We start from the raw sequence: 16,315 nt of genomic DNA, 5'->3' as shown, positions 1-16,315 counted from the left end.
GCGCGTCACCGAGCCAGATCCGCCACGATCCAAACGTGGCGAGCTCGGTCGTTCCCCAGTGGCTCGGCTACTCGCGCCAGGCTAACGCTGCTCGTCGGCCGCCGCCAACTGTCCGCAGGCGCCGTCGATTTCTTTACCGCGGGTGTCGCGCAGCGTGGTCGGCACTCCCTTAGCTCGCAGCCGTTCGACAAACTCAGCAGTGGCTTCGGGGGTCGACCGAGTCCAAATCGACCCCGGCGTGGGGTTCAGTGGAATCGGGTTCACATGCACCCAGCCGCGACCGCGCGCGTTGAGTTTGTCGGCCAGCAGATCGGCGCGCCAGGCGTGGTCATTCATGTCTTTAATGAGCGCGTACTCGATTGACACCCGACGGCCGGTTTTGTCGAAATATTCGCGGGCCGCATCCAGTGCTTCATCCACCTGCCAGCGACTATTGACCGGGATGAGATCATTGCGCAGCTCATCGTCGGGCGCGTGCAGCGATAGCGCGAAGGTGAGGGGCAGCCCCTCATCCGCGAGTTTGCGGATAGCGGGAACGAGACCAACCGTCGACACCGTAATCCCGCGCGCCGACATGCCGAGGCCCTCGGGAACCGGGTCGACCATCCGGTGGATCGCATTCATGATGCGCTTATAGTTGGCGAGGGGTTCACCCATCCCCATGAACACGATATTGTTCACCCGCTCGGGCACGCCATCCGCATGCACTCCCCCGAGCTCACCGCCGGCGATCGCCCGGTTTGCCTGCACGATCTGGTCGACAATTTCAGCTGTCGAAAGATTCCGTGTCAGACCGTTCTGCCCGGTGGCGCAGAACGGACAGTTCATCCCGCATCCCGCCTGCGAAGAAACACACAGCGTGATCCGCCCCGGATAGCGCATGAGTACCGACTCGACGAGCACGCCGTCGAAACAGCGCCACAAAAATTTGATGGTGTTGCCATCATCGGTACGCAATCGACGCACCTCGGTCAGCAGCGTCGGTAGAGTCTGTGCCACCAGCTCATCGCGATCTTTCGCGGGCAGATCAGTCATATCTTCTGCCCGGTCGGTGTAGTGCTGGAAATAATGGGTCGAAAGCTGCTTGGCACGAAACGCCGGGAACCCGAGTTCTTTTAGCCACTCCTGCCGCTCGGCCATGGTGAGATCAGCCAGGTGGCGGGGCGACGGCTTCACGCGCCGCTTAGCCGCGAATTGCAGCTGCGGACGCCCATCCGGACCCATCGGCTGCACCCACCCCTCGGCGGTGGGACGCACCTGGGGTCGGTCACTGCGGGGCGACTGAGAGCGGGTCTGGCGGCTGGTTTCGTTTCGCATCCCTTCCAGTATCCCGGATGCGCTGCAATCTTGCCCGGTTTTGGTCCAGTTAGGCGTGGCCCGCTTTTTCGATCTGCCGCAGCTCCTTTTTCATCTCGGCAAGCTCATCACGCAGCCGCGCCGCCAACTCAAACTTGAGTTCGCTCGCGGCCTGCAGCATCTGCTCATTGAGGTCGTGGATGATCGCCTCGAGCGTTTCCGCGCCTTCGGCACCGATCCCTTCACGCCGCAAATTCGGGGTGGTGCTGCGGCGATCGTCACGGGCACGACCCGAAAGCAATTCTTCGGTGTCGCGTCCCTCACGAATGAGCACCTCGGTGATGTCGTTGATTTTTTTGCGCAGCGGTTTCGGGTCGATGCCGTGTTCTTTGTTGTACGCCATCTGTTTGGCACGACGGCGTTCGGTCTCTTCGATCGCGACCCGCATCGCCTCGGTCTCTTTATCGGCATACATGTGCACCTCGCCCGAAACATTTCGAGCCGCACGACCGATCGTCTGGATAAGCGAAGTGGATGAACGCAAAAAGCCTTCTTTATCGGCGTCGAGAATTGCCACCAGCGACACCTCCGGCAGGTCGAGCCCCTCACGCAGCAGGTTGATACCCACCAGCACGTCGAACTGTCCCGCACGCAATTCGCTGAGCAGCTCCACCCGCTTGAGCGTGTCGACATCCGAGTGCAGATAGCGCACCTGAACACCGTTTTCGGCAAAAAACTCGGTGAGGTCTTCGGCCATCCGTTTGGTCAGCGTGGTGACCAGCACCCGCTCATCTTTTTCGACCCGCACACGAATTTCTTCGAGCAGATCGTCAATCTGTCCCTTCGTGGGCTTCACCACAATCTTCGGGTCGAGCAGGCCGGTGGGACGGATGATCTGCTCGACGACTCCGTCAGCCTGCGAAAGCTCGTACTTACCGGGAGTGGCCGATAGATAGACGGTCTGGCCAATACGTTCTTTAAATTCATCCCAGCGCAGCGGCCGGTTGTCGAGGGCTGACGGCAAGCGAAAGCCGTACTCCACCAGGGTGCGCTTGCGTGAGGCATCCCCCTCATACATCGCACCAATCTGCGGCACGGTCACGTGCGATTCGTCGATCACCAGCAAAAAATCATCCGGGAAGTAGTCGAGCAAACAGTGCGGCGGCTCGCCCCGGTGCCGGCCATCAATATGCATCGAATAGTTTTCGATGCCCGAGCAAAATCCGATCTGCTCCATCATTTCGAGATCAAATTCGGTACGCATCCGCAGCCGCTGCGCCTCGAGCAGCTTCCCCTGCGATTCAAACTCCTGCAGCCGCTCGGCAAGTTCGGTACGGATACCGTCCATCGCCCGATGCATCACATCCTGGCTCGCCACATAGTGGGATGCCGGAAACACACTCACCGAGTCGGCCTCGCGCACAACGTCCCCCGTGAGCGGATTGAGCATACTGATCGCATCCACCTCGTCACCAAAAAGCTCGATGCGGATCGCGAGCTCTTCATACACCGGAATAATTTCGATGGTGTCGCCCCGCACCCGAAAAGTGCCGCGCTCAAACGCCACATCGTTGCGGCTGTACTGCATCGCCACAAATTTGCGGATGATCTCGTCACGGTCGACGGTATCCCCCACGTGCAGCGCCAGCATCGAGTCGTAGTATTCCTCGGGCTTACCGAGACCGTAGATGCATGAAACGGTCGACACCACCACCACATCACGACGCGAAAGCAGCGAGTTGGTGGTCGAATACCGCAGCCGCTCAACCTCATCGTTAATCGACGAGTCTTTTTCGATGAAGGTGTCGGTTTGTGGCACATAGGCTTCGGGCTGGTAGTAGTCGTAGTACGAGACGAAATACTCGACCGCGTTATTCGGCATCAGCTGCCGAAACTCATTCGCCAGCTGCGCGGCAAGCGTTTTGTTGTGCGCCATGATGAGCGTGGGCCGCTGCACCTGCTCAATCAGCCAGGCGGTCGTCGCCGATTTACCCGTACCGGTTGCGCCCAAAAGCACCACATCGGTTTCACCTGCGTTGATTCGCTGCGCGAGCTCAGCAATCGCCTGCGGCTGGTCACCGGAGGGCTGATATTCGCTCACCACTTCAAACGGGCGCACAAGTCGGGTTGGTTCCATATGTTCAGCCTATGCCGCCAACCTGATGCCAGCCGCGCAATCAGTACACTCGAGACATGGTTGCCGAGCCCGATCGAAATCTCCACAGCGCCCCGGCGTACAGCGTGTTGGCAGACGATGTCGAGCATGAGCTCGAAGTCAAACGCTCGCGGTTTATCACCTATCTCGGCCGGGTTGAACAGGAGGATGAGGCTCGCGAGTTTATCGAGCTGATTCGCCAAGAGCACCGCACTGCCCGCCACCACTGCTCGGCGTTTGTGCTCGGCGCGAGCCGCCAGCTCCAGCGTTCAAACGATGATGGCGAGCCGTCCGGCACCGCCGGTGCCCCGATGCTCGAAGCGCTCACCGGGTTTGTGGGGCCGGGCAGAGCTGTGGCTGATGTGTCTGACGTGATTGCGGTGGTGGTGCGCTATTTTGGCGGCGTGCTGCTCGGAACCGGCGGACTGGTGCGCGCCTACGCCGACTCGGTTACCGAGGCGCTGGCCACGGCACGCTTTATTACGCGGCAGCAGACGCGAAAGTATACGGTTACGGCACCGCTTGATGCTGCCGGCCGGTGGGAAAACGAACTGCGCGGCACGGACGTCGCGGTACTCGGCACCGACTACGACACCGCCGGTGTGCGGTTCACACTCGGAATCCCGGACGCACCGGACGAGGTGGCCGCACTCGAGGCTGGAATTGCCGCGCTCTCGCAGGGCACGGCCAGCCTCGAGCTGCTGGACACCGGCTGGGTTGATCTGCGCTAGCTCTTACCGATTAGCTTTCGTCGCTGCGCTCTTCTTTTGGGATCGTGATTGGCGCCGTGTCGTAGCTCACCTCATCAATCGACGCGAGTTCACCGGCACGCAACCGAGCGTAGAGTTCATCCACCTGGTCGAGCGTCTCAGCAAGCGGCCGGGTGGTGTCAATCACCACATCCGCGATCACGCGGCGCTGCTCATCGCTCACCTGCGCGTCAATGCGGGCCTGCGCCTCTTCGCGGCTCATCTCTCGGGTTTCCATGAGCCGTTCAAGCCGAACCGATGCCGGTGCATCCGCCACCCAAATTTCGTCATAGTCAAAATTGGAGCGGTTTTCGGCGAGCAGCGGAATATCGTGCACAAAGATCGTGTCGGGCTCTTCGGCGCGGATGCGATCAATACGTTCGTTGGTCACGCGGCGAATTTCGGGATGCGTAATGTCGTTGAGCGCGGCGAGGGCATCGTCATCGTTAAAAACGATTTCGGCGAGTGCCTTCCGGTTGAGGGTGCCATCTGCTTCAAGCACCCCCTCACCGAACCGCTCCACGATGGCGCGCAGCGTCGGGGTGCCGGGTTGCACGATTTCGCGGGCCACTTCATCGGCGTCGATGATGAACGCTCCGAGCTCACGAAGTCGGTTCGAAATGGTGGTCTTCCCAGAGGCGATCCCTCCGGTGAGTGCGATGGTCGTCACTGGAACCTCCTTAGGGCCGGGCCGCGCACCGATGCGAGGCAAATCCTTATGCAGCCAGCCTACTCTGGTCGGCACTGAAGATGCTGGAGACGCTTATCCGCGCGGGGCACTCTGGAAACCACTTCGGGGTGTGGCTCTGACAAACCACACCCCGAAGTATTAGCGGTCAGACCGCTCGGCTAATGCCTAGTGACCGGCGAGCTTCTCGCGCAGCGCGGCGAGCGACTCATCGTCGGCGAGAGTGCCGAAGCTGTCGTCCGACTCGCTCGAGAACGAACCCTGCGGAGCCTCGGTAGCGACCGGCTCTGCAGCGAGGGCCTTGCGGACCTGCTCCTTGTGAGCTTCCCAGCGACCCTGAGCCTGAGCGTACTCCTGCTCCCAAGCCTCGCGCTCGGCTTCGAAGCCTTCCATCCACTCGTTGGTTTCGGGGTTGAAGCCCTCGGGGTACTTGTAGTTGCCCTGCTCGTCGAACTCGGCGAGCATGCCGTAGGTGGCGGGGTCGAAGTCGACGCCGTCCGGGTCAACACCCTCGTTCGCCTGCTTGAGCGAAAGCGAGATGCGGCGACGCTCGAGGTCGATGTCGATGATCTTGACGAAGAGCTCTTCGCCCACCGAAACGACCTGGTCGGCGGTCTCGATGTGCTGGTTCGACAGCTCCGAGATGTGGACGAGGCCCTCGATGCCATCGGCGACGCGCACGAACGCACCGAACGGAACGATCTTGGTGACCTTGCCGAGCACGATCTGGCCGATGGCGTGGGTGCGAGCGAGCACCTGCCACGGGTCTTCCTGAGTCGCCTTCAGCGAGAGCGAAACGCGCTCGCGGTCCATGTCGACCTCGAGCACCTCAACGGTGACTTCCTGACCAACCTCGACAACCTCCGAGGCGTGGTCGATGTGCTTCCAGCTGAGCTCCGAGACGTGGACGAGACCGTCAACGCCGCCGAGGTCCACGAACGCACCGAAGTTCACGATCGACGAAACGACACCCTTGCGCACCTGGCCCTTCTGGAGCTGGTTGAGGAAGTTCGCGCGGGTCTCCGACTGGGTCTGCTCGAGCAGCGCACGACGCGAAAGCACCACGTTGTTGCGGTTTTTGTCGAGCTCGAGAATCTTCGCCTCGATCTCCTGGTTGAGGTAGGGAGTGAGGTCACGGACGCGACGCAGCTCGATCAGCGAAGCAGGGAGGAAGCCACGCAGACCGATGTCAACGATAAGGCCACCCTTGACCACCTCGATGACAGTACCGGTAACGACACCGTCCTCTTCCTTGATCTTCTCGACGTCGCCCCAGGCGCGCTCGTACTGTGCGCGCTTCTTCGACAGGAGCAGACGACCTTCCTTGTCTTCCTTCTGGATGACCAGGGCCTCGATCTCGTCACCGAGTTCGACAACGTCGTCGGGGTCGACATCGTGCTTGATCGAGAGTTCGCGCTGCGGGATAACACCCTCAGTCTTGTAACCAACGTCGAGGAGCACCTCGTCGCGGTCGATGCGAACGACGGTACCCGAGATCAGGTCGCCGTCGTTGAAATACTTCATAGTCTGTTCGACCGCGGCGAGGAAATCGTCCGCAGTCCCAATGTCGTTAACTGCGATCTGCTTGTTCGCCTGATCGGTCGTGGGATTCGTCATGTAGGTCGTGCTCCAGAGGATGGATAGGGTCGGCTGGACTGCAGCAGTGGCGGGTTTGCCATTCGCAACATCCAGAAACGGATAAAGCGCACAAAAATGCTGTTCGAGTCTACCCTACTTTTTCGGTAAATATCCACCCGACCAGCTCGGGTGCGCGGCTAGTTACTCTCAGCCGCAAGCACCTCGCGCAGCGTGTCAAGGCTCACTGTGCCAAGTTTCAGGGCCCGGGTGTGCCAGTCACGCAGCGAGAAGTTCGCACCCGCACGCTGCGCGGCCGCTTCCCGCAGCTGCTCCCAAATGCGCTGGCCCACCTTGTATGAGGGTGCCTGTCCTGCCCAACCGAAATAGCGGTTTACCTCGAAGCGAATCGAACCGGGATCCGCCATCATGTTTTCGGTCATGAATGCGAGCGCGAAATCGTAGTCCCACACTCGGCCTCGCTCATCGGCGCTGGCGAACTCGACCGGTACTTCTTTACCAAGGTGTACGCCGATATCAAGCACGACGCGTGCCGCACGCATCCGCTGCGCATCGAGCATCCCGAAACGGTAGGCCGGATCGTCGAGATAACCGAGCTCATCCATCAGCCGCTCGGCATACAGGGCCCACCCCTCGCCGTGTCCCGAACACCAGTTCATGCGGCGCCAGGTGTTGAGGCTCCCTTTTTGAGCCGTCGCTGTAGCGATCTGCAGGTGGTGGCCCGGAACACCCTCGTGGTACACCGTGGTCAACTCACGCCAGGTGGCAAAACTGGTCACGCCCTCCGGCACCGACCACCACATCTGACCCGGGCGCGAAAAATCCTCGCTCGGGCCGGTGTAATAAATACCGCCCTCGTTAGTCGGCGCGATCATGCAGCGGATGGCGCGCATCTGGTCGCTGATTTCAAAATGCGAGCCGGCGAGGTCGGCAACCGCCTGATCGGCGCGCACCTGCATCCATTCACGGAGTTTTTCCGCTGATTCAATGCGGTATTTCGGGTCATTATCGAGTCGCTCGGCGAGGTCGGCGATGGCAATACCGGGCTCGAACGAGTCGGCAATTTCACGCTGCTCGGCGATCATGCGCTGCAGTTCGGCGATGCCCCACTCATAGGTTTCGTCGAGATCAATCTCGGCACCGACAAACATTTTTGAATTGAGCGCGTACAGCTCTCGCCCAAACGCATCCGACTCGCTCGCGGCCGGTTCAATCTCGCGCTGCAGCGTGAGCGAGAGCCGACCATACGCCTCGGCCGCATCTCGCGCAGCGGCCGCCAGCTCATCAGCAAGGTCGGGAGCGACGCTTGCCCCCGCCGCCGCAAGTTCACCAAACGGCCCGTTCAATTTGGCGTAGGCAGCGGTTTGGTCGGCAAGCTCACGCACCTGGCGTTTAGCTGCCACATGCCCGCGCCGCACACCCTCGCGCAGCGTCTCGAGGTATCCCGAAACCGCCTCGGGCACCCGTCGCATTCGTTCGGCAATGACTGCGAAATCATCGGCGCGCTCCTGCGGCATCAGGTCAAAAATTGCGCGGATGCCGTGCGCCGGGGTGGCAATATTGTTCACGTCGCGATACGGCATTCCCGCATCAATCAACGCAAGTTTGAGTTCGAGGTCGCGACGCAGCTCGAGTTCAGTCACACGGTCGACCGCATCCTGCACCGGCACCTCAGCCAGTTCACGCAGCGCTCGAGCCACCAGCTCGCGTTCAGCTGCGATTCCCGCCGGTGAATAGTCGGCGTAGGCAGCCAGATCGCCCGCTCGTGCGAGGTCAATTCGCAATTCCGGATAGAGCTCAACGAGTTGGTCTACCCAACGCTCACAAAACGCATCCAGCGGCGTTGCTGCCCGCGCTTCCGAAGCATCCCCTACCTGTGGCTGTGTCATTAGTGTCCTGCCTCCTGCCAGTTTTTGCCGCGTCCCACCGAAACATCCAGTGGCACATCAAGATCTGCAGCTGAACCCATCTCATCGCGCACCAGCTGCTCGAGCCGCTCGGATTCTCCCGCAGCAACCTCGAAAATCAATTCGTCATGCACCTGCAGCAGCAGGTTCGATTGCAATTGTTCGCGAGCCATACGCTCGCTGATGCGAATCATCGCGATCTTAATAATGTCGGCCGCGGTGCCCTGAATCGGCGCATTGAGCGCCGCTCGCTGTGCGTTCTCGCGCGCAACCCGGTTGGTCGAGTTGAGATCACCAAACGGGCGCCGCCGCCCGAACAGGGTCTGCGTGTAGCCGTCCTTCGCCGCCTGCTCAACCGAGCCGCGCAGGTAGTCACGCACGCGACCGAATCGTTCAAAATACCCCGCAACCAGAGCTTTTGCCTCCGCAACCGGGATCCCCAGCTGCTTAGAAAGACCAAAGGGGCTGAGCCCATACACGAGCCCGTATGACATGGCCTTCACCTTGGTGCGCATCTCGGGATCAACGTCCTCGGGCGCAACACCAAACACCCGTGAGCCAACAAATCGGTGCGTGTCTTCCCCACGCACAAACGCGTCGATCAGATCACGGTCTTGTGAGAGGTGCGCCATGATGCGCATCTCAATTTGCGAGTAGTCGGCGGTGAGCAGCTCGCTATATCCCTCACCCGCAATAAATGCCGACCGGATGCGCTGTCCCTCCGGGCTGCGAATCGGGATGTTTTGCAGGTTGGGGTCGGCAGAAGCCAGCCGCCCGGTTGCGGCCCCGGTCTGCAAATAGGTTGTGTGGATGCGACCATCCGCTGCCACCGACTTTCGCAGCGACTCGGTCATTTGCCGAAGTTTGGTCCAGTCGCGATAGCCGCGCAGCGCTCCGAGGAACGGATGGGGCGATTTCAGCTCGAGCGATTCAAGCGACTCGGCATCGGTTGAATAGCCGGTTTTCGTGCGTCGAGTTTTTGGCATGCCGAGCTTGTCAAATAGCACCGCCTGCAGCTGCTTTGGCGACGCGAGATTAATTCGCTCGCCATCGATGGCGGCAAACGCCTGCTGCTCAAATTCGGCGGCGCGCTCCCCCTGCTCGCGCGAGAGCTCAGCCAGCAGCTCGGTGTCGATGGCGATACCGCTCGATTCCATCTGTGCCAGCACCGGGATGAGCGGTACCTCAATATCGGTGAACACGGGCTTCGTGGGTTCGGGCAGCGAGGCGACGGCAGCCTCGGCAGCGCGACGGATGAACCACGCATCCGCGCCGATTGATCCGGCGTCGGCGCTGTCCCCCACCTCGTCAGCATCCAGCAGTGTTTCGGGGGCTGATTCGGGAAGTGTTTCGCCGAGTCCTCGCAGCACCAGTTCGGCAAGCCGTTTTGGTACGCCCACGGGGTTGCCGAGAAATGCTGCGACACGGCCATCATTAATCGGCCCGTCGATGACAATTTCCGCATCGATTGCCTGTCGCAGCTGCGGTTTCGCGGTGAAAAAGGTTTTCGGAGTTTCGGTGGCGAGCCACTCCACCACAATTGACAGCGCCTCGGGCTCGGAAACCACCGCCGCCGAGTCGTCGCCGCCGAGACCGGCCTGCAGTAGCGTTGTGTTGCCCTCGGTATCGGCACCGAACACGAGTTCAACTCCGATACCGAGAGGGCAGCCGGGCTCTTGATCGGCGATCCACTCGCGCAGCTTATCGGCGCTCAGGTCGCGATGCACCGTCAGCTCAGCGGCGGGATGCGCGGCTCGACTCACAGCGGCACCGTCACGTTCGGTTGCCAGCTTCAGCACCCGGTCTTGCAGGGTGCGGAATTGCAGCCGGGTAAACAGCTCACGCACCGCATCCACATCCACCGGTGCGATTTCCAGCCCGTCTGGCTCGACACCGAGTTCAACATCGGTGAGCAGCTGATTGAGTTTACGGTTGCGAATCGCATTGTCACGGTGCTCACGGAATGACTCGCCCACTTTGCCCGTGAGTTCGGCATCGTGTTCGAGAATCCCTTCGAGCGATCCGTACTGGTTGAGCCACTTTGCCGCGGTTTTCGGACCGACTTTCGGGACTCCGGGCAAATTGTCGGCTTTTTCACCGACCATCGCCGCCAGGTCTGAATAGCGTTCGGGACCGACACCGTATTTTTCGGCGACCTTTTCGGGCGTGTAGCGGGTGAGCTTCGAAACTCCCTGCACCGCCGGATAGAGCAGCGTTGTTTCGTCGTTGACCAGCTGAATTGCATCCCGGTCGCCCGACACCACAAGCACCTGGTAGCCGTCCCGCTCGCCCGCGTGCGCGAGCGTGGCGAGAATATCGTCTGCTTCAAAGTCTTCTTTTTGCAGCCAGATAATGCCCATGGCTTCGAGTGCCTGCTGCAAGAGCTCAATTTGCCCGCGGAACTCCGGTGGTGTTTCTTGTCGCCCGGCCTTGTATTCGGGGTATTCCCGGTTGCGGAACGACTTTGATCCCGCGTCAAAGGCGACGGCAAGGTGTGAGGGGTTTTCATCCCGCAGCAGTGACAGCAGCATCGACACGAATCCGTGAATGGCGTTGGTGTGCTGCCCCTCGCTGTTCACGAAGCTGTCGACCGGCAGGGCATAGAATGCCCGAAACGCGAGCGAGTGGCCGTCGATGACCATGAGCGTGGGCTTGGGTTGCTGCTGTTTCGTTGTCACAGTGGCCAGCCTACTGGTCCGTTCAGTTGCGAGGCCCCCGTTCACTCAGGAGATCCCCACCCACGCAGATCTCCACCCCAAATAGGAGGCTTGAGCCCGATGCACACTCCCCCGCCACCGATCGCGCCCACCGCACATGTCGGCGAAACCATCAATGGGATGCTGATTCCCGACCAGCTGCACATCACTCACGGCCGCGGTACGGGCGCGCTGGCGGCCACGATGCAGATCTACCTGATCGAGTTTTCGCCCGAGCGCACCGTCGCAGTGATGCCGGTCGAGGGCAATACACAACCGCTCGGGTTGCTGCACGGCGGCGCGAACTGTGTGCTGGGTGAGTCGCTCGGGTCGATGTCGGCGTATGCCCACGCCACCACGATTTCGCCCGAGCACTACGCGGTGGGTATCGATATCAACGCCACTCACACCGCCTCAGCAACCAGCGGCTGGGTGACCGGTGAGTGCACCGCCATCAGCCTGGGCAGATCGGTAACGGTGCATGAAATCGTCATTCGGGATGCGGATGGCCGCCGGTGCTCGACGGTGCGCATCACCAATCTCATCCGGAAACTCAACGGCTGACGGTCAGCGTTGCCGCTTTCCGTCAGCCGTTTGCGCCGTTGCCACACGCCCCTGATGCGGGGCGGCGGCATGAGCGGAATTATTTGCCGGTTTTTTTCGGAGCCAGCTGCTCGACGACCGCCTGGGCGACCTCGTGCATGGTGAGGCGGCGGTCCATCGAAGCTTTTTGAATCCAGCGGAACGCTTCCGGCTCGCTCAGACCCATCTTGTCGGTGAGCAGGCCCTTGGCGCGATCGACCAGCTTGCGCGTTTCAAATCGTTCGGCAAGATCGGCAACTTCGTTTTCAAGGGCCACGATCTGCTGGTGGCGTGCGAGTGCGATCTCAATCGCCGGCAGCAGGTCGTTCTGGGTAAATGGCTTGACCACATAGGCAAGCGCACCGGCTTCAGTTGCCCGCTCGACAAGGTCACGCTGGCTAAACGCGGTAAGCAGCACGACTGGCGCGACATTGTCGTCAGTCAGCTGTTTGGCTGCGGCAATACCGTCGAGCTTCGGCATCTTGATATCCATTACGACCAGATCGGGCCGCAGCTCGCGCGCCAATGCCACAGCGGTTTCGCCGTCCCCGGCTTCGCCGACCACGTCAAATCCGTTGTCGCGAAGCGTTTCAACGATGTCAATGCGGATCAGCGACTCGTCTTCAGCGACGACGACGCGCCGTGGAACTTGGGGTGCATCAGTATCAGTCACAAAATCAGGCTACTCTACTCATGTTGAAAAACACTTCAAATTGAAGAACGCTCATTGTGAGCAACACATGCCGATGTGGCGGAATGGCAGACGCGGCGCACTCAAAATGCGCTGTCCGCAAGGACGTGTGGGTTCGACTCCCACCATCGGCACCAATTATTTGCGCTGCTGGTCGATTGCGCGCTGCTCGCGACGCACCGGCATTTCGGGCGCCCAGTAGTACATGCCGATACGTCGACCCTCAATCTCGTGAATCGGGATGTACATGTCGTAAATTTCGGCAAGTTTGCGTTCGGTCATCACTTCGCCAGGTGTGCCCTGGACCACCACATGCCCCTCACGCATGGCAATGATGGTGTCGCTGTACACCGAGGCGAAGTTGATGTCATGCACAACAATCACGATGGTTTTACCCAGCTCGGTCGCGATGCGGCGCAGGTGCTGCATCATGGCCACCGAGTGGCGCATATCGAGGTTATTGAGCGGCTCATCAAGCAGCACATAGTCAGTGTCCTGACAGATCACCATCGCCACAAACGCACGCTGCCGCTGTCCGCCCGAGAGTTCGTCGACGAAGCGGTCTTGCAGCTCAGTGAGCCCCAAAAACGCCAGGGCCTGATCGATCAGCACATTGTCGTGATCGGTGATCCGTCCCTGCGTGTGTGGAAAGCGCCCAAAGGCGACGAGATCGCGCACCGTCAGTCGAATGGTGACGTGGTTTTCCTGCCGCAAAATAGCGAGCCGCTTGGCGAGGACGGCCGATTTGGTCTTGCTGACGTCGAGACCGTCCACGGTGATCACGCCGGCATTCATTGGCTCGAGGCGGCTCATGAGTGAAAGCAGGGTTGATTTACCCGCCCCATTCGGGCCAATAATCGATGTCACGCCGCCGGGTGGGATTCTCAACGAGACATCATCAACCACGACAGTGTCACCAAAGCGCTTCACAACCGAATCGATGGTGATCACAGCGGCTTCCTCCTCAGAATTAACACAATAAATAGCAGTCCGCCCACAAATTCCACGATCATCGCGAGTGCGATGTCGAGTTGGAACACTCGCTCCACCAGCAGCTGTCCCCCGACGAGCGCGATCATGCCGATGAGCGCCACAGTTGGCAGCATCGTGGCATGGTGCGAAACGCGCAGCATCCGATATGCCAGATGCACCACGATAAGACCGAAGAAAGTCACCGGTCCCACCAGAGCGGTTGCCACCGATACCGACAGCGCCACCGAAGTGAGTGTGCGCACCCGCATCGCCCGCGGTGAAATACCCAGATTAGTGGCAACCGGTACGCCCAGCGCCATCACATCGAGCCGGCGATGATCGTACCAACTCACCGCCATGCTCACGACTAGCAAGACTGATGCTGGCAAGAGCAGCTCTTTCGGCACATTCGTAAAGGATGCGAAAAAGGTGTTCTGCAGGGTCATGAAGGTGTCGGGGTCGATCATTCGCTGCAAAAAAGTCGAAACGCTTCGGAAAAGCATTCCGAGCACGACACCAATGAGCAGCAGCGTGTGCACCCGCACCTGAGTGTGTAGCAGCCAGCTATACAGCAGCACAGCGAAGATGACCATGCAGCCCACCTCGACCCAAAAACTCCCGACCGCGCCGAATACGCTCGTCGCAGTTCCGCCAATCAAAAACACGATTACGGTTTGCAGCAGGATGTACAGCGAGTCGAATCCCATGATGGACGGGGTCAGCAACCGGTTAGCGGTGATGGTCTGAAAGGTTGCGGTCGAAATGCCGATCGCAATCGCAACCAGCGCGAAGGCCCAGATCGAGCGCAGTCGGCGTCCGAGCACGTAGTCGATATTGCCGCTGAGGTCGGTCAGCAGGTACGCGCCGATGAGTGCGGCCATGAACACCGCCAGCACCACCATGACGATCAGGTCCCGCCGCTGGTTCGCGCGCTGGGCGGCCCCGCCGGGGCTGCCTGAGTGGCGCGCGCTCACTGCTATTTGACTCAAACTAGCCATGAACCGCTCCCTTTCGCCGTGGCCGCAGCAGCATGGTGAGGAACACTGCGGCACCGACAATCGACATCACGAGCCCGAGCGGCACCTCATAGGGCCAATTAATGATGCGCCCAAAAATATCGCTCACAACCACCAGCAGCATCCCAAGCACCAGCACCCAGGGCGCGGTTCGACGCACATTGTCACCGAGCAGCATCGCCACCAGGTTGGGAACGACGAGGCCAATAAACGGAATTGCTCCCACATGCACGACGACGATTGCCGTGTTGAGCGCCACAATGGCCAGGCCTAGCAGCACAATGCGTGTGTAGTTCAGACCGAGGTTGGTGGTGAGATTATCTCCCAACCCAACCACGGTGAACCGGTCGGCAGCAATGAACGCCACGACGGTCAGGGCGGCGGCGATCCACATGAGCTCGTAGCGCCCCTCGATGATCGCGCTAAAGCTCGCCGACTGCATGCTGCCGAGTGATTGCAGCAGGTCGGTGCGATAGGCGATAAACGACGCCACGGCGCCAATAACGTTACCGAGCATGATGCCCAAAAGCGGCACCATGAGTGGGTCGCGCATCGGGATGCGTTTGAGGATGAGCATGAACAGGAGCGTGCCAGCGAGCCCGGCCAGTGCACCAACAGCGAGCTTCCCCATCACGGGGATGCCCGGAACGAGCACCATCACCAGCACGATACCCAGGGCGGCCGAGTCGACGGTACCGGCGGTGGAGGGCTCGGCAAAGCGGTTGCGTGCCAGCATCTGCATGATCATGCCGCTGAGGGCCATGGCGCTGCCGGCAAGTAGCAGCGCGATCGTGCGTGGCACGCGACTGGTCCACAGCAGGTTGATGTCGTTCGTGCCGCTGGAAGCGCCGCTAGCGCCGGCAGCCCCGATTCCGAGGCTGACGACGCTAGCGACCAGAGTGAGGGCGATCAGCGCCCACAAACCCCAGCGTGAAAAACTGCGCTGGAAACTATCCACCGATTGCAGCGGAGAGTTCGTCGATCATGCTCTTGGTGGTGTCAAGGCCACCACCCACGAGATACCAACTTGCCGCATCAAGGTAGGTGATTCGGTCATTCTTGGCAGCATCGGTGGCGTTGACAATCGTGTTGTCGAGCACCTGCTCGGCTGCCTGCCCTTCAGAACCGATTGCTGCATCCCGGTCGATGACCAGCAGCTGCGCCGGGTTTTTGTCGCCGATGTATTCGAACGAAATTTCTTTGCCGTGGCGCGCTTCGTCAGCGGTGGCCGCTTCATCTGCAGACACGAAACCGAGGTCATCGAATACGAAGCCGTATCGACCACCGGGGCCGTAGGTGGAGAGCTTGCCGCCGGAGCTCATAACAAACATGGTCTTACCGGCTTCACCGGCTTTGCCGCGCAGCTCGTCGGCCGCAGCTGTGATTTCGTCAACGCGTTCCTGAGCAGCTGCTTCTTCACCGAACAGTGCCGCCAGGTCGACTGCACGCTCGTTGACGCTTTCGAGCCAGTTTTTTGAGTCGCTCGACAGGTTCACCGTCGGGGCGATCTCCTCGAGCTGCGGCGCCTGCTCAGCCAGGCGGGCCGAGATGATGATCAGATCCGGGTCGAGTCCGGCAATTGCCTCGAAGTCGGGTTCTTTGAGCGTGCCGACATTTTCGACATCGGCATAGCTTTTCAGCGACTCGGGCAGCGACTTAGTGGCGGTGCCAACCACAACATCCGACTTCCCCACCGCATTGAGCGTGTCGAGGCTCGCATAGTCGAGGACGACCACACGCTCGGGCACCGCATCAATGGTGCGCTCACCGTCAACCGTGGTGAGCGTCAGGTCAGCGGCGGCGGCTGCACCCTGGCTGGGGCTTGCCGACTCGCTCGGGGCTGCCGCCGACGAGCAGGCGGTGAGGGCGAAAGCAGCTGCAGTGGCAACCACTGCAGCACAAATGCGACGAATGCGCATACGAATAACTCCTGGTTCCAAACGAAAGCCGTGATCACTCCACGGCTC

The 16,315-nt window shown here is 60.6% G+C and carries 13 protein-coding genes and 1 tRNA gene; 3 read left to right on the top strand and 11 right to left on the bottom strand.

The genetic code is table 11. The features are described 5' to 3' along the window. Positions 1-81: 81 nt before the first annotated feature. Together rlmN and uvrB are read right to left on the bottom strand one after the other, a co-directional pair. On the bottom strand, positions 82-1,317 hold the full coding sequence (rlmN, locus tag JMV54_RS00650; RefSeq protein ID WP_201516953.1) for a dual-specificity RNA methyltransferase RlmN: 1,236 nt from the start codon (positions 1,315-1,317) through the stop codon (positions 82-84). Positions 1,318-1,366: 49 nt separating this feature from the next. After that, a complete protein-coding gene (gene uvrB, locus JMV54_RS00645; RefSeq protein ID WP_201516952.1) occupies positions 1,367-3,433 on the bottom strand; it encodes an excinuclease ABC subunit UvrB in 2,067 nt (688 codons plus the stop codon). A 56-nt stretch (positions 3,434-3,489) separates the two neighbouring features. On the opposite strand from uvrB, the gene JMV54_RS00640 reads away from it, so the two are divergent. After that, on the top strand, positions 3,490-4,182 hold the full coding sequence (locus tag JMV54_RS00640) for a YigZ family protein (protein WP_201516951.1): 693 nt from the start codon (positions 3,490-3,492) through the stop codon (positions 4,180-4,182). A gap of 10 nt (positions 4,183-4,192) precedes the next feature. On the opposite strand, the gene coaE is transcribed toward JMV54_RS00640, so the two are convergent. The 4 genes from coaE to polA all read right to left on the bottom strand — a co-directional run bounded on the left by coaE (position 4,193) and on the right by polA (position 11,033). Next, complete coding sequence (gene coaE / locus JMV54_RS00635) at positions 4,193-4,870, bottom strand: dephospho-CoA kinase (protein ID WP_201516950.1); 678 nt, start codon at positions 4,868-4,870, stop codon at positions 4,193-4,195. A 186-nt stretch (positions 4,871-5,056) separates the two neighbouring features. Continuing rightward, entirely contained in the window at positions 5,057-6,505 is a 1,449-nt protein-coding gene (gene rpsA, locus JMV54_RS00630; protein ID WP_201516949.1) for a 30S ribosomal protein S1, read from the bottom strand. Between the two features lie 158 nt (positions 6,506-6,663). Continuing rightward, positions 6,664-8,373, bottom strand: a complete 1,710-nt coding sequence (locus JMV54_RS00625; protein WP_201516948.1) for a DUF885 domain-containing protein — start codon at positions 8,371-8,373, stop codon at positions 6,664-6,666. Next, complete coding sequence (gene polA / locus JMV54_RS00620) at positions 8,373-11,033, bottom strand: DNA polymerase I (protein ID WP_201517257.1); 2,661 nt, start codon at positions 11,031-11,033, stop codon at positions 8,373-8,375. The genes JMV54_RS00625 and polA overlap by 1 nt, the downstream gene beginning before the upstream one ends. A gap of 195 nt (positions 11,034-11,228) precedes the next feature. Between polA and JMV54_RS00615 the strand changes: the two genes are divergently transcribed. Further along, the gene (locus JMV54_RS00615) at positions 11,229-11,651 is read left to right on the top strand and encodes a PaaI family thioesterase (protein WP_201517256.1); all 423 of its coding nucleotides are present in this window, start codon (positions 11,229-11,231) and stop codon (positions 11,649-11,651) included. Positions 11,652-11,730: 79 nt separating this feature from the next. On the opposite strand, the gene JMV54_RS00610 is transcribed toward JMV54_RS00615, so the two are convergent. Next, entirely contained in the window at positions 11,731-12,342 is a 612-nt protein-coding gene (locus tag JMV54_RS00610; RefSeq protein ID WP_201516947.1) for an ANTAR domain-containing response regulator, read from the bottom strand. Between the two features lie 69 nt (positions 12,343-12,411). Here JMV54_RS00610 and JMV54_RS00605 point away from each other — a divergent pair. Beyond that, positions 12,412-12,497, top strand: a tRNA-Leu gene (locus JMV54_RS00605). Position 12,498: 1 nt separating this feature from the next. On the opposite strand, the gene JMV54_RS00600 is transcribed toward JMV54_RS00605, so the two are convergent. From JMV54_RS00600 to JMV54_RS00585, 4 genes are read right to left on the bottom strand one after another with little or no spacing between them, the layout of a single operon-like run. Further along, a complete protein-coding gene (locus JMV54_RS00600) occupies positions 12,499-13,311 on the bottom strand; it encodes an iron ABC transporter ATP-binding protein (protein WP_201516946.1) in 813 nt (270 codons plus the stop codon). After that, on the bottom strand, positions 13,308-14,330 hold the full coding sequence (locus tag JMV54_RS00595; RefSeq protein WP_201516945.1) for an iron chelate uptake ABC transporter family permease subunit: 1,023 nt from the start codon (positions 14,328-14,330) through the stop codon (positions 13,308-13,310). Before JMV54_RS00595 ends, JMV54_RS00600 begins: the two co-directional genes overlap by 4 nt. Beyond that, complete coding sequence (locus JMV54_RS00590; protein WP_230972522.1) at positions 14,323-15,306, bottom strand: ABC transporter permease; 984 nt, start codon at positions 15,304-15,306, stop codon at positions 14,323-14,325. The genes JMV54_RS00595 and JMV54_RS00590 overlap by 8 nt, the downstream gene beginning before the upstream one ends. Further along, positions 15,299-16,267: a siderophore ABC transporter substrate-binding protein gene (locus tag JMV54_RS00585; protein ID WP_201516944.1), complete on the bottom strand. Its 969-nt coding sequence runs from the start codon at positions 16,265-16,267 to the stop codon at positions 15,299-15,301. The genes JMV54_RS00590 and JMV54_RS00585 overlap by 8 nt, the downstream gene beginning before the upstream one ends. Positions 16,268-16,315: the final 48 nt, after the last annotated feature.

The organism is Gulosibacter hominis (genome assembly GCF_904842695.1).
Classification (GTDB): domain Bacteria; phylum Actinomycetota; class Actinomycetes; order Actinomycetales; family Microbacteriaceae; genus Gulosibacter; species Gulosibacter hominis.
This window is presented reverse-complemented; position numbering and strand designations above follow the sequence as displayed.